We start from the raw sequence: 13,807 nt of genomic DNA, 5'->3' as shown, positions 1-13,807 counted from the left end.
GGTGCCCCGTCACTCGGGGATGACGAGCGCCGACGACTCCTCGGTCAGGGTGCGCCCGTTGAAGAACTCCGGATTCCGGGCCCGGAAGATGAGCATGATGACGGCGCCGGCGACGAGGATGCCGATGCCGATCACGAAGACGAGGCCCACGCCGAAGAGCTCTGATCCGCTGCCGAAAGCGGGGTCCCAGCTGTCGATGGCGGTCTGCAGGAACACCACGATGAGGCCGAGGCCGCCGAGGAGTGGGGCGAGGAACCTGAAGAGGATGTTCCTCGTGCTGGTGAACAGGGAGGCCCGGAAGTACCAGACGCAGGCCAGCGCCGTCAGGCCGTAGTAGAAGCAGATCATCAGCCCGAGGGCCTGGATCGTGTCATTGAGGACGTTCTCGCTGATGATGCGCATCAGGACGTAGAAGCCGCCGGACAGGACGCCGGCGAAGATCGTGGCGTATACGGGGGAATTCGTGGTCGGGCTGACCGATCCGAACCTGGCAGGCAAGGCCTTGTAGTAGCCCATGGCGAGCAGGGTGCGCGCGGGGGACACGAAGGTCGACTGCAGCGATGCGCCGCAGCTCGAGAGGACGGCCAGTGAGAGCAGGATCGCGAACGGGCCCATGACGGGCGCCGCGAGGGACGTGAAGACGTTCTCGGAGTTGTCCGGGTTGTTCAGGCCGAGGCCTGTGTCCCCGGTCCCGGCGAACATGATCGTGGCGATGGAGCCGATCAGGTAGATCGCGAGAATGACTGCCGCAGCGATCGTCGCGGCAAGCCCCGAAGTGCGCCGCCCGTTGGTGGCCTCCTCGCTGACGGTCAGGCAGACGTCCCATCCCCAGAAGGCGAAGATCGACAGGGACAGGCCGGCCGCGAACGCGGAGAAGCTCTCGATACCGAGCGGGTTGAACCATTCCCAGCTGAAGGCCAGTCCTGAGGCCTGACCGGCAGCGATGCGGCCGAAGGCCTGGACGGTGTACCAGGCCAGGACGAGGAGCTGGAATCCCACGAGGACGTACTGCACGGACTTGGTGGTGCGGATGCCCCGGCAGGACACCCAGACGGCGACGGCCATGAACGCCAGGCACGTGACGATGTTCACGGCCTTGTTGGTCGTCAGGTCGGCGAGGGACGCAGTGCCGGTGAGCTGGGCGAGGAACAGATAGAAGAAATCGACGGCGACACCCGCGAGATTGGAGAGCACGATGATGTTGGCAGCGAGCAGGCCCCACCCACCCATCCAGCCCAGCAACGGCCCGAAGGCCTTCGTGACCCAGGTGAAGGTGGTGCCGCTGTCGGGGGAGTCGGCGTTGAGTTCCTTGTAGGCGAGGGCGACCAGGAACATCGGGATGAAGCCGACGATGAAGATCGCGGGGAGGTGGACGCCGATCTCGGCCACGGTGAGACCCAAGGTGCTGGTGAGGACATAGGCGGGAGCGATCGTCGAGATCCCGATGACGACGATGGCGAGCAGGCCGAGTTGGCCCCGGGCCAGACCCTTGGGGGACAGGGATGGGGTATCCCTCGGTGTGGGTACGGTGCTGGTCGCTCCGGTGCCGGACATTCTCATGGTGTGCCTCTTCTGACGGGGCGGAGGGTCCTCGTCGACCCGTCCGCGGGAGGTGGTGACACGCCGCAGCCGTGAGGTGCGGTGACGATCCTCGGACGACGCGGACGGAGCAGATCGTGCTTCGTCGTCGACCGGACCGTACGGTCAGGCGTGTGCGCCGACTGCCCTGGAGGGTCGTGCGTCCCCGGTGCATCCGGCAGCGCGCATGGTGTCCTCCTGGTCATGACGGACGCCACAAAATGAATGACGTTCATTATTTCTGGATCACTGTAGAGGACGTGACTGATCCGGGACAAGCCCTTCGGCAAGAGACGGCCGATGTCCTGCTCGCCATGGGCATCACGAAGGGCACTCCGGCCGTCGAGAGAAAGACAGCGCCGTCGACACCTGTGAGGAGCTCGCCGGGAATGGAGCGGCAGGAGCGAATTCTATGAGCCCGCTGCAGACTCGCTGTCATTCGACGTGGGGTCGGCGCAGCCTAGAGACGTGGGGTCGGCGCAGACTGGAAGAGGGATGATTGTCGAAGCTAGTTGACATAATGTAGATTATCGGTGAATTACCAGTCCCTCTAGAAGGGGCCATCCGGTTCCTGAAGGTCTTGCCCGCACCGGTGCGAGAACTGCGGGCCGCGGCATCATCGGTCGTTGACCGTCGGCTCTGGAAGCGCCACGGATGATCTACCGAAGCTGATCGAGAAGTGCAGATGTCAGGGTCGCGCTCAGGCCGGGCGGAACATCCACGTCCGAGCCCAGCGGCTGCAGGGCGCGGCTGAGGTAGTTACGGGCGGCCGCCGCGAGAGCGATCTCCACGATCTCCAGGTCCGTGAACCCCTCGGCGCGCAGGGCGAGTGCGTCGGCGTCGGTCATCGACGCCGACGCGGTGCTCATTTTCTCGGCGAAGACCATCATCGCCACCTCAGGAGACGACAGGCCCGCCGTGCGGTAGTCCCGGGCAATGGCCGTCAGTTCATCCTCGCCGATGTAGGGCAACGCCTTCCGGCCGTGCGCGAGCCGACAATGCCTGCTTCCGATGCCCAGGGCCGCAGCGAGCGTCACCAACTCGTATCGCCGGGGGTCCATCGACCCGGCGATGGCGTTGATCAGTCCCTCCCACGCACGGTAGGCGGGAGGATGCAGCGCAAGGACCTTGGTGTGCGCCGCGACGTAGCCGAGGGAGTCGGCATCCTCGCCATAGATGGCGGCGATCTCGCCCGTCGCCTCGCTCTCGGACACCTGCTCGAGAATGCTCACTGTCGGACCTCCTGCAGTACGTCGGGCCTCCAGCATCAGGCGTCGGAGAACGGCAGGCCAGAGCAGGCGGCACCGGTGAACGCTTCCCGCGCCGTCGCGGACTCCCCGATCAAGGTCGGGCGGGTTGCCAGGCGGAGAGGTCGAGGACCCGGTCCGCACGGTCACGGGTCGCAGCGACGAGGTCGGCATTGGGTTCATCGACGCGGCGCACCCATTCCTCGGCGGCCGCGGGCGTCTTGCCGAACAGGACGTGGCGGGCGATGAGCCGCGCACGGCGTACGTCGGGGTCGATGTCGATGAACCAGACTTCGTCGAGGCGGTCCCGAGCCTCCCGCCAGCCGGGGGCATCGAGCAGCAGGTAGTTCCCCTCGGTGACGATCAGGGTCGACGACGGCGGCACCGGCAGGGCGTTCGCCAGGGGCTGCTCGAGGGCGCGCTCGAAAGCCGGCGCGTACACGACGTGGTCCGGTCGTTCGTGCAGCCGGGAAAGAAGAGCTGCGTAGCCGTGGGCGTCGAAGGTCTCGGGTGCGCCCTTCCGGTCGAGCACCCCGAGGGTGAGGAGAGCCTGATCGGCGAGGTGGAACCCGTCCATGGGTACCGAGGCGTGCGCGGCGGCGTCGAGGCCGACGACGGCTTCTGCCACGGTCGACTTCCCGGCGCCGGGCGCCCCGACGATGCCGAGCAGGAAGCGACTGCCGTCGGTGGCCCGCGGAAGCAGTGCCGCGAGCTGGCGAGGGTCCGAGACAGGCGTGACGATCATCGCGCGGAGCGTCGCGGGATGAGTCGCTTCATGGTCGGACGTCGCTGGTCAGCAGTGATGGTCATGACAGGAGATTCTGCACCACGTGGGCCCGGACAAGCTCCGGCTGCACGGGTCGACCGGCGATTCCGGTCCGTCGTGGTCGGCCACCGGGCGGAAGGACCGGCGGTCGGTCACGACCATCAGCGTCCGGGACAGCGCCCGACGCCTCCCCTGTCCCCTCCCTGGCAGCGGTCGGAACAGCGGTCGGAACGGGGTCAGAACAGCGGCCACGGCACAGCGGGCATCCCGCCGCGTGGCTCGGGGAATCGCGCCGCGGATCGCAGCCGGTCGCAACGGGCCGCGAGGGCCGCGAGTTCACCCGGCGTGATGAGCGCCGCGAGGGCACGACCCAATGCGCCATCGAGCGCTCCGCTGACACGGGCGACGCCGTCGAGTTCGTCGGCGGTCAGCGGATCCCCCACCCAGCCCCAGAGGACGGTGCGGAGCTTGTGCTCGGTGTGGAAGGTCAGCCCGTGGTCCACGCCGTGCCGGTGCCCGTCGGTCATCGCGAGGATGTGGTCCCCTTTGCGGTCGGCGTTGTTGACGACGACGTCGAACACCGCCATGCGCCGCAGCGCCGTCGTGTCCTCGTGGACGAGGGCGACGGTCCGGCCGGTCTCGTCCTGACCTTCGAGGACGTGCTTCCAGCCGGTCTCGGGAACCTCGTCGGCCCCGACGAGGTCGACGGCATCCTGCTCCGGATCGGCGTCCTGCCACAGCTGGACCATGCCGTCGCCCAACGGTCCGTCGCGCAGCCAGGTCCGCGGGACGACGTCCCATCCGAACGCCTCGGAGACGAGGAACGCGGCCACTTCGCGGTGTGCGAGGCTGCCGTCGGGGAAGTCCCACAGCGGGTTCTCCCCCGCGATCGGCTTGTAGACGACCGCCGCACCGTCGACGCTGCCGAGGAATGTCGCATTGGACGCCGTCCTGATGCGGCCGGTGAGCGTCAGTTCGGCGCCCACGAGGTCGGGTGCCGGCATCAGGCCTCGGGCATGGCGCAGGTGTGCCCGTCGGCATCGATCGGCTGGCCGCAGATCACGCAGATCGGACGGCCGGCACCGACGATCTCCCTGGTCCGCTTGGCGAAGGCCCGTGCGGTGCCGACCGGCATCCGCACCAGCAGCATCTCGGACGCGTCCGTCTCGTCGTCGTCCAGGGCATCGAGGTCGTCGTCGCTGTCGGCGTCGACGAGCGGATAGGCCTCCACGACGATCTGCGCGGTGGTGGGGTCCCACCCGAGGCTCATGGTGCCGGTCCGGAACTGCTCCTGCACGGAGTCGAGCTGGTCGTTGTCCACGAGTTCGATCGGCGTTCCCGTGGGGACGCTGAAGGGGTTGCCCTCGAGGGTGATGAGCTGGTCGAGGATCTCGTCGATCTTCTCGGCGAGTTGCGCCGACTGCTGCTTCTCCAGCGCGATGCTGACGATCTGCTTCCCGGTGCGCACCTGCAGGTAGAACGTGCGCTCCCCCGGTACTCCGATGGTGCCGACGACGACCCGGTCAGGCCAGGTGAACTCGTGAACGATGGTAGGCATGATCCTATTTTAGGCGCTCGGGGACGGTGGTGACGGATGACCTGCGCCACCGCCGACGGGCGCATCGGCTGCGGCCGCGGCGGCCTTCAGCCAGGACAGGTCACCCGCATCGGAATTGGTCAGATGCACCGTCGGGCGCATGCTGCCGTACTGCACGATCGACACCGAGGCGGGACCGACGGTGATGCGCTGGAACAGGTCGAGGTGCATCCCGTAGGCATCGGCGAGGACGGACTTGATGATGTCCCCGTGGCTGACCGCCACCCAGACCGCGCCGGCACCGTGTTCTGCTTCGAAGGCCGCGTCCTGTCTTCGGATCGCCGCCACGGCCCGCGCCTGCATCCCGGCCATCGACTCACCGCCCGGGAACACGACGGCGGAGGGCTGGGACTGCACTGTCGACCAGAGCCCTTCGGTCGCGAGATCCTTCAGGGATCGGCCCTGCCACCGGCCGTAGTCGCATTCCGTGAGATCGGCGTCGATGGGGACCTGCGGGGTCCCGGACTGGCGGTCGACGATGAACTGCGCCGTCTCGCGGCACCGCTCGAGGGGACTTGACACCACCCCGACCAGGGGCACCGCGGACAGCCGGTCCGCCGTCGTCGCCGCCTGCCCGCGCCCGGTCCCGTCGAGGCTGACGCCGGGGGTCCGGCCGGCGAGGAGGCCGGTGGCATTCGCTGTGGTGCGTCCGTGCCGCACGAGGATGACTGTGGCCATGACCCCAGCCTAACCATCGGCACGACGGCGGGCGGACACAGCGTCCGCCGGGTGCCTCAGGCGCCCACGTACGCGGCGAGGTGCCGGCCCGTGAGTGTCGCACGGCTCGCCACCAGTTCCGCCGGTGTCCCCGCGAAGACGATCGTCCCGCCGTCGTGGCCGGCACCCGGTCCGACGTCGACGAGCCAGTCGGCGTGCGCCATGACCGCCTGGTGGTGCTCGATGACGATGACCGACTTCCCCGCGTCCACGAGACGGTCCAGCAGTCCCAGGAGGTTCTCGACGTCCGCGAGGTGCAGGCCGGCCGTCGGCTCGTCGAGGACCAGGATGCCGCCCTTCTCCCCCATGTGGGTGGCGAGCTTGAGGCGCTGGCGTTCGCCGCCGGACAGCGTGGTCAGCGGCTGGCCGAGGCTCACGTAGCCGAGCCCGACGTCGGCCAGCCGGCGGAGAACCGCGAGGGCTGCCGGGACCTTCGCGTCGCCCTCGGCGAAGAACCGGACCGCCTCGCTCACCGGCATGGAGAGCACCTCGCTGATGTTCTTCCCGCCCAGCGTGTACTCGAGCACCTCGGCCATGAAGCGCTTGCCACCGCAGACCTCGCACGTGGTGGCGACCCCGGCCATCATCGCGAGATCGGTGAAGATGACGCCCGCGCCGTTGCAGGTGGGGCATGCACCCTCGGAGTTGGCGCTGAAGAGGGCGGGCTTCACCCCGTTGGCCTTCGCGAAGGCCTTGCGGATGGGCTCCAGCATGCTCGTGTAGGTCGCAGGGTTGCTGCGCCGTGATCCCTTGATCGCCGTCTGGTCCACCGCCACCACCCCGTCGCGACCGGAGACCGAGCCGTGGATCAGCGAGCTCTTCCCGGAGCCGGCCACTCCGGTGACGACGCACAGCACCCCGAGGGGGATGTCGACGTCGACGTCCCGGACGTTGTGCGCCGTCGCGCCCCTGACCTCGAGGACACCCTTCGGCGAGCGCAGGCCGTCCTTGAGGGCGGCACGGTCGTCGAGGTGCCGGCCGGTGAGCGTCCCGCTGGCGCGCAGGCCCTCGACCGTCCCCTCGAAGCACACCGTCCCGCCGGCGGTCCCGGCCCCGGGACCGAGGTCGACGACGTGGTCGGCGATCGCGATCATCTCGGGTTTGTGCTCCACCACCAGCACGGTGTTGCCCTTGTCGCGCAGGCGCAGCAGGAGGTCGTTCATGCGCTGGATGTCGTGCGGGTGGAGGCCGATCGTCGGCTCGTCGAAGACGTAGGTGATATCGGTGAGGGAGGAGCCGAGGTGCCGGATCATCTTGGTGCGCTGGGATTCACCGCCGGAGAGGGTGCCCGACGGCCGATCGAGGCTGAGGTAGCCCAGGCCGATCTCCACGAAGGAGTCGAGCGTCTCCCCCAGTGCCTTCAGCAGCGGCGCAACCGATGGTTCGTGGAGGCCGCGCACCCAGGCCGCGAGATCGCTGATCTGCATCCGGCAGGCGTCGGCGATGCTGACGCCGTCGATCGTCGAGGAGCGCGCCGCCTCGCTGAGGCGGGTGCCGTCGCACTCCGGACAGGTGGTGAACGTGACCGCCCGGTCCACGAAGGCCCGGATGTGCGGCTGCATGGATTCGCGGTCCTTGGCGAGCATGGACTTCTGGATCTTGGGGACGAGGCCCTCGTAGGTGATGTTGATGCCGTCGACCTTGATCTTGGTCGGTTCCTTGTAGAGGAGATCCTGCAGCTCGCGCTCCGTGAAGTCCTGGATTGGGGTATCCGCGTCGAAGTACCCGCACCCACCGAAGATCCGGCCGTACCAGCCCTCCATGCTGTAGCCGGGAATGGTCAGGGCTCCCCCGTTCAGGGACTTCGTCTCGTCGTAGAGCTGCGTCAGGTCGATGTCGGTCACCGAGCCCATGCCCTCGCACCGCGGGCACATCCCGCCGGTGATCGTGAAGCTGCGCCGTTCCTTGACCGTGGTGCCGCCGCGATCGATGGTCACCGCGCCCGCACCGCTGATGGACGCCACGTTGAAGGAGAACGCCTGCGGTGACCCGATGTGCGGCCGGCCGAGGCGGGAGAAGACGATCCTCAGCATCGCGTTGACGTCGGTCGCCGTGCCGACGGTCGAGCGGGGGTTGGCACCCATGCGCTCCTGGTCCACGATGATCGCCGTCGTCAGTCCCTCGAGGACGTCGACGTCGGGCCGCGCGAGCGTGGGCATGAAGCCCTGCAGGAAGGCGCTGTAGGTCTCATTGATCATCCGCTGGGATTCCGCGGCGATGGTGTCGAACACCAGGGAGCTCTTGCCCGAGCCCGAGACACCGGTGAACACCGACAGCCGCCGTTTCGGGATGTCGATCGTCACGTTGTCGAGGTTGTTCTCCCGGGCGCCCTGCACCCTGATCAGGTCATGGGTGTCCGCCGCGTGTCCGGTCCTTCCGTCCGCTGCCTGCTGCTCGTCCGCCGTGGCCGTGGTCATGGTGTCCCCTCGAAGCTCCTGCTCGGCGGTCAGCCCCGCCTGCTGCCGCCCCGCCCGGTTCGGCTCGTCCGATTGTCCTGTGCCGCGGCGGAACCGGCAATGGGCTCCTGACCCGGACCTGTCCGCGATGTGTGGTTGGCTGAGGAGATGAGCACCCTCGACCACAGTCCCGACCCGGCGGCCCCCGGGGACGCCCTGACGGCGGCGGCGATGACCGAGCTGGTCGGGTCCGTCCTTGCGCACGAGCTCCCGCCCATCGTCGTCGCCGGCCACCCGGTGCTGCGCCATCCGGCGGAGGAGGTCCACGGCCGGCTCGACGACGAACTCCTCGACCGGCTGATCGCCACCATGAGGAGGGTGATGCATGCCGCGCCTGGGGTGGGCCTCGCGGCGCCGCAGATCGGCATCCCCCTGCGTATCGCTGTGCTCGAGGATCGCGGCGTCCCGGACGAGGCCGTGGCTGCCGCCCGCTCCCGCACGCCCCTTCCCTTCACCGTGATGATCGATCCGCACTACACCGCGGTCGGCGACGCGAAGGACAGCTTCTACGAGGGGTGTCTCTCGGTCCCCGGCTACCAGGCGGTCGTCGATCGCCACCACGCCGTGGAGGCGACCTACACGCGACCGGACGGCACCCGCACCACGGAGGTCTTCGAGGGCTGGCCGGCACGGATCGTCCAGCACGAGACCGACCACCTGGACGGGCGGCTCTACCTGGACCGGGCGCATGTGCGCTCGCTCTCGTCCGACCGGGAACACGCACGCTGGGCGCAGCCGACCGTCGAGGACGCGCGCCGCGGCCTGGGCTTCTGACCACGGCGCGCCTCCTGCCGCCCGGAGGCCGCTACCGGACGGCGGGGTCCGAGGGGTTCGCAGGCGTCGGGAGGTAGCGCGCCCACCAGCGCAGGATGTGCTCGAACCGCTGCCGGCGGTGCCACGGGGACCCGGAGCGTGAGAGCTCGTGCGTCTCGCCCGGGAAGACCAGCATCTCGGTCTCGACGCCCTGCTTCTTGAGGGCCGTGTAGTACCGCTGGGCCTGCTCGATGGGACAGCGCAGGTCCTCCTCCGAGTGGATCACGAAGGCCGGTGTCCGCACCGCGCCGATCGTCGCGAAGGGGTTCTGCGTCTCGACGTGCGCAGGATCCGTGCCGGTGTACTCCTCCGAGAAGAACCACCCGATGTCGGAGGAACCCACGAACGACGGCGGATCGAGGTAGCCGCGCTCCACGATCGCCGCCTGGAAACGGTGGTCGTGCGCGATGGTCCACGCCGTCAGGTAGCCGCCGTAGGAACCACCCATGACACCCAGGCGCTCGCCGTCCATGGCGTCGAACTCGGCGACGGCGCCGTCCAGGTACGCCAGCACGTCGTCGAGGTCCACCGTGCCCATGGCCTCCTTGATGACCCGCCCGTGGGCCTGGCCGTACCCCGCGGCACCGCGCGGATTGCACAGCAGCACGGCGTACCCCGCAGCGGCGTACACCTGGGCCTCGTCGAAGTAGCCCCAGCCGTACTGCGCGAACGGCCCGCCGTGGATGACGAGCAGGACAGGGTGCGGGCCGTCCCCCTCGGGCAGCACCACCCATCCGTGGACGGGCGTCCCGTCCGGAGCGGTGTAGGTGCGCTCCTGCGGTGTGCCGACGCGGGTGTCCGCGCGGAGCCCCGCCGAGAAGTCGGTGAGCGTCCGGAGCCCTGCGCCCTCGACCACCGCGACGTCGCCCGAGGTGGCGGGATCCGTGTAGGACACGACGACGGCGTCACCCGCCGCGTCCGCCCCGGTGACGACGGTGGGGCCGGTGACGAGGGCCTCGGTCTCGCCCGTGGCGGAGATCCTCAGCAGTTCGCCCGCGCCCCGCGTCCGGTTGAAGGCGAGAACCGCGTCCGGTCCGGCGGCCACGAGATCTTGCACGTCGCCGAAGTCGACCGTCTCGGGCTCGCTGAGCCGCCGGACGCTGGTCGGATCGTCGACGCTCAGCACGTAGAGGGCGGTGTTCCGCGCCACGAAGTCGAGACCCGAGGGCGAGAGGTCCGAGGCCAGGAAGAAGACCGACCCACCGTCCGCGCTGGGGCGCGGTGCTCCGCAGCCGAGCAGCGTGTCGCCGCCCAGGTTGGTGAGCTGCCGACGGTCGCCGCCGTCGAGCGCGATGGAGTGGATGTCGGAGACCAGCGTCGAATCGGCGTCGTCGCCCAGCGCTGCGGTGAAGAGGATCCGGTGTCCGTCGGCGGAGAAGACCGGTTCGAGGTGGTCCGCGTCCGCACCCGTCAGCTGCGTGGCCGCCGGCACCGCCCCCTGCTCCTCCAGGGCGCCCGGGCCCTCCACGGGTTTCTGCCCGAGCCGCCCGACGGCGGTGACATACGGCTCGTCGTCGAGGTCCGGGAGGGTGACGGAGAAGAGCTGCGACCGCTTGTCCGTCGTGTAGCCGAGGCCGTTCATACGGTACTTGTACTGCGTGACCAGCCGGGGGTCCTCGAGGCCGGCACCGACGCCGTCGATGGTCCCATAGCGACCGTGCTCGGGGACGCGGGCGGCGAAGACGACGGTCGCCGAATCCGGGGAGATGTCGAACCGGCCGACGCCGAGCGGCTGGTCGGTCAGCTGGACGGGTTCCCCTCCGGTGGCCTGCACGGCGAACAGCTGCGGTTTCCCGCCGGCGGACGCGCGCAGGAACACGAGGACGGTCCCGTCCGGTGCGAAGCGGGGCGAGGTGTCGTGGAAGCCGCGCGTGAGCCGGCGACGTCCGCCGTCGAGCGTGATCTCCCACAGCTGCCCGACATAGCTGTCGGCGCGGAGGTCGGGGCGGGTGGCGGCGACGACCAGACGGGAACCGTCCGGGTGGAGGGTCGGTGCGCCCGTGGTGGTCAGGAGTTCGATCTGGTCTGGTTTCACCCTCCCGATCAGACCCGAAATAGTGGCCTGAGTCAACGGTGGACGGAGGATAGATCGGTGGGGATCCCTAGGATGGGACGATGCCCGCGCTGCCCCACGACGTCCTCACCTGTCCCGTCTGCTCGTCCCCCCTGGCTCCGGACGGCCGGGCGCTGGTGTGCGGTCGAGGGCACCGGTTCGACGCGGCCCGCCAGGGCTACGTGAACCTCCTGACCGGCAAGGGCTCGCCGTTCGAGGGCGACACCCCGGAGATGGTCGACGCCAGGGAGGCGTTCCTCGGCTCCGGGCACTATGCGCCGCTGAGGGATGCGGTCATCGCCGCGAGCCTCCGCCACGCTGCGCGCGGCGGGGTCGCGCTCGATGCCGGAGCGGGGACGGGATACTACCTCGCGGGCGTGTCGGAGGCCCTGCCGTCCCACGTCCCGATCGCGCTCGACGTCTCCAAGGCCGCGCTCCGACGTGCTGCCCGCCGCCTGCCGCACGGCGTCAGCCTCGTCTGGGACGTGTGGCGCCCGCTCCCGCTGGCCGACGCCTCGGTGGACGTCCTGCTCAACGTCTTCGCCCCGCGCAACGCCGCCGAGTTCGTGCGGGTGCTTGCTCCGAACGGATGCCTCGTGGTCGTCACCCCGCGGCCCGGGCACCTCGCCGGGCTCGACGCCGTCGGGCCCCTCCTCTCGGTACCGCCGCAGAAGGCCGACGACGTCGCCGCATCCTTCGCCGGTGTCCTCGCCGAAGCCGAGCGCACGGACATCGACTACACGATGGTTCTCCCCCGGGACCTCGCACGGTCGGCGCTGGTAATGGGACCGGCGGCGCGGCACGCGGACCTGCGCGTCACCGGAACCACCGGAGGAGCCGCCGCCGATCGGGGGCTCGACGCCGGACCGCTGGAGGTCGATGCGCGCTTCACGCTGCAGGTCCTGACCCGACCGGCCTAGCTCCGCGCGCCCCCGGCGACGATCCGGCCGCCGCAGGGGTCCACTGCCCACCCTGTACACTTAGGTGTTTACCCGGTCCTGCGCAGGAACATCCGCGCGCCCGCCGGTGTTGTACACATGACTTCCCCCGCCACCTGCAGGTGGCGGGCGGCACGGCACACAAGCGGTAACGATCCCCGTCCTGCGGGGATCACGGTGACAAGGAGAACGACATGAGCGATCGCAGCCTGCGGGGCATGCGCCTCGGAGCACAATCGATGGAGACGGAGTCCGGCGTCGAGCCCGCTCCCCGCCAGCGGGTCGAGTACCGCTGCGAGGACGGCGAGCGGGTGTTCGTGACCTTCTCCTCCGAGGCCGACATCCCGGCGACCTGGGTCTCCAAGACCGGCAAGGAAGCCCTCCTGGTGGACGGCGAGAAGCCGGACACGTCGAACGACAAGCCGGTGCGTACGCACTGGGACATGCTGCTGGAGCGCCGCTCGGTGGAGGAACTCGAGCAGATCCTCCAGGACCGGCTCACCATCCTGCGTGAGCGCCGCGGAGAGCGCCGCTCCGCCTAGGACGGAGAGGCCTGCTGACGCAGGTCCTCGCACCGATGAGAAGGCACCCGCCGTTCGGCGGGTGCCTTCGGTGCGTCAGGCCCGGGGAGGACGCGTCGGTGAATCCTCAGGAGCGGCCGGTCAGGGTGGTCCAGCGCGCAGCGAGGCCCCAGCGGGTGACATTGGCGATGGCCTCGAGCACGATGTTGCCGCTCATCTTCGAGTCACCGAGTTCCCGCTCGACGAAGGTGATGGGGACCTCGACGATCGTCAACCCGAGGCGCGCGACACGGAACGTCATGTCCACCTGGAAGCCGTAACCGACCGACTCCACGGCCGAGAGGTCCAGTGTCTCGAGGGTGGAGCGGCGGAAGGCCCGGAATCCGGCGGTGATGTCATGGACCGGAAGGCCCAGCATGAGCCGCGAGTAGGTGCTTCCCGCGCGGGAGAGCAGCTTGCGGTGCAGGGGCCAGTTGACCACGCTGCCGCCGGTCACCCACCGGCTGCCGATCACGAGATCGGCGCGATCGATCGCGTCCAGGAGTCCCTGCAGCTGTTCCGGGCGATGCGACCCGTCGGCATCCATCTCCACCAGGACGTCGTAGTCCCGCGCGAGGCCCCAGCGGAACCCGGCGATGTACGCAGCACCCAGGCCCTCCTTGCCGGTCCGGTGCAGCACGTGTACCTGGTCGTCCTCGGCAGCGGCGCGGTCGGCGAGCTCCCCTGTCCCGTCGGGGCTGTTGTCGTCCACGATCAGGACGTCGGAGGCCGGCACCGCCGCGCGGAGCCGGGCGAGGGTCAGCGGGAGGGACTCGATCTCGTTGTAGGTGGGGATGATCGTGACGACTCGCACGCAGGTGGGCCTTTCCATCGAGGATGCGCATCGCGCGGGGACTGCTCCGCACGCAGAGCCAGTCAGCAAGTATAGGCGACCGGTATCGGGCGTCGGAGATCCGGTGCCACTCCTCGGGCAGGCCCACGCGTCTTCGTACCGATCCCGGCACGCGTGCCGGCATCGTTTTCTACTGACGTGTGAACCTGCCCTTGTGAGTGCCGGCTCCAGCCGAAGGGGCAACACGCGCCATGGAAGAAGGCCGATGCGTTGCGCTCGTGGAGACCAG

General features: G+C 69.3%; 12 protein-coding genes. 3 read left to right on the top strand and 9 right to left on the bottom strand.

Annotated elements, in window-relative coordinates:
- Window positions 1-9: 9 nt before the first annotated feature.
- The 7 genes from ASF21_RS11380 to ASF21_RS11350 all read right to left on the bottom strand — a co-directional run bounded on the left by ASF21_RS11380 (window position 10) and on the right by ASF21_RS11350 (window position 8,322).
- A complete protein-coding gene (locus tag ASF21_RS11380) occupies window positions 10-1,554 on the bottom strand; it encodes an APC family permease (RefSeq protein WP_055771118.1) in 1,545 nt (514 codons plus the stop codon).
- 683 nt (window positions 1,555-2,237) lie between these two features.
- Window positions 2,238-2,810, bottom strand: coding sequence for a carboxymuconolactone decarboxylase family protein (locus ASF21_RS11375; protein ID WP_055771115.1), 573 nt, complete (start codon window positions 2,808-2,810; stop codon window positions 2,238-2,240).
- 109 nt (window positions 2,811-2,919) lie between these two features.
- Window positions 2,920-3,570, bottom strand: coding sequence for a nucleoside/nucleotide kinase family protein (locus tag ASF21_RS11370; protein ID WP_082471502.1), 651 nt, complete (start codon window positions 3,568-3,570; stop codon window positions 2,920-2,922).
- A gap of 257 nt (window positions 3,571-3,827) precedes the next feature.
- Window positions 3,828-4,595: an SCO1664 family protein gene (locus tag ASF21_RS11365; protein ID WP_055771112.1), complete on the bottom strand. Its 768-nt coding sequence runs from the start codon at window positions 4,593-4,595 to the stop codon at window positions 3,828-3,830.
- The gene (locus ASF21_RS11360) at window positions 4,595-5,149 is read right to left on the bottom strand and encodes a DUF3090 domain-containing protein (RefSeq protein WP_055771110.1); all 555 of its coding nucleotides are present in this window, start codon (window positions 5,147-5,149) and stop codon (window positions 4,595-4,597) included. The genes ASF21_RS11365 and ASF21_RS11360 overlap by 1 nt, the downstream gene beginning before the upstream one ends.
- A gap of 9 nt (window positions 5,150-5,158) precedes the next feature.
- Window positions 5,159-5,866 (bottom strand): histidine phosphatase family protein, encoded by a 708-nt coding sequence (locus ASF21_RS11355; RefSeq protein ID WP_055771107.1) that lies wholly within the window; start codon window positions 5,864-5,866, stop codon window positions 5,159-5,161.
- 56 nt (window positions 5,867-5,922) lie between these two features.
- Window positions 5,923-8,322, bottom strand: coding sequence for an ATP-binding cassette domain-containing protein (locus tag ASF21_RS11350; RefSeq protein ID WP_055771105.1), 2,400 nt, complete (start codon window positions 8,320-8,322; stop codon window positions 5,923-5,925).
- Window positions 8,323-8,469: 147 nt separating this feature from the next.
- Between ASF21_RS11350 and ASF21_RS11345 the strand changes: the two genes are divergently transcribed.
- Window positions 8,470-9,135 (top strand): peptide deformylase, encoded by a 666-nt coding sequence (locus ASF21_RS11345; protein WP_200914821.1) that lies wholly within the window; start codon window positions 8,470-8,472, stop codon window positions 9,133-9,135.
- 31 nt (window positions 9,136-9,166) lie between these two features.
- Here ASF21_RS11345 and ASF21_RS11340 read toward each other — a convergent pair whose 3' ends face one another.
- A complete protein-coding gene (locus tag ASF21_RS11340) occupies window positions 9,167-11,209 on the bottom strand; it encodes an alpha/beta hydrolase family protein (RefSeq protein ID WP_055771102.1) in 2,043 nt (680 codons plus the stop codon).
- An 80-nt stretch (window positions 11,210-11,289) separates the two neighbouring features.
- Between ASF21_RS11340 and ASF21_RS11335 the strand changes: the two genes are divergently transcribed.
- Window positions 11,290-12,147, top strand: a complete 858-nt coding sequence (locus ASF21_RS11335) for a putative RNA methyltransferase (RefSeq protein ID WP_055771100.1) — start codon at window positions 11,290-11,292, stop codon at window positions 12,145-12,147.
- Between the two features lie 212 nt (window positions 12,148-12,359).
- A complete protein-coding gene (locus ASF21_RS11330; protein ID WP_043445375.1) occupies window positions 12,360-12,707 on the top strand; it encodes an RNA polymerase-binding protein RbpA in 348 nt (115 codons plus the stop codon).
- A 106-nt stretch (window positions 12,708-12,813) separates the two neighbouring features.
- Here ASF21_RS11330 and ASF21_RS11325 read toward each other — a convergent pair whose 3' ends face one another.
- Window positions 12,814-13,539, bottom strand: a complete 726-nt coding sequence (locus ASF21_RS11325; protein WP_055771097.1) for a polyprenol monophosphomannose synthase — start codon at window positions 13,537-13,539, stop codon at window positions 12,814-12,816.
- Window positions 13,540-13,807: the final 268 nt, after the last annotated feature.

The organism is Arthrobacter sp. Leaf234, assembly GCF_001422665.1.
In the GTDB taxonomy this organism is placed as follows: domain Bacteria; phylum Actinomycetota; class Actinomycetes; order Actinomycetales; family Micrococcaceae; genus Arthrobacter_D.
This window is presented reverse-complemented; position numbering and strand designations above follow the sequence as displayed.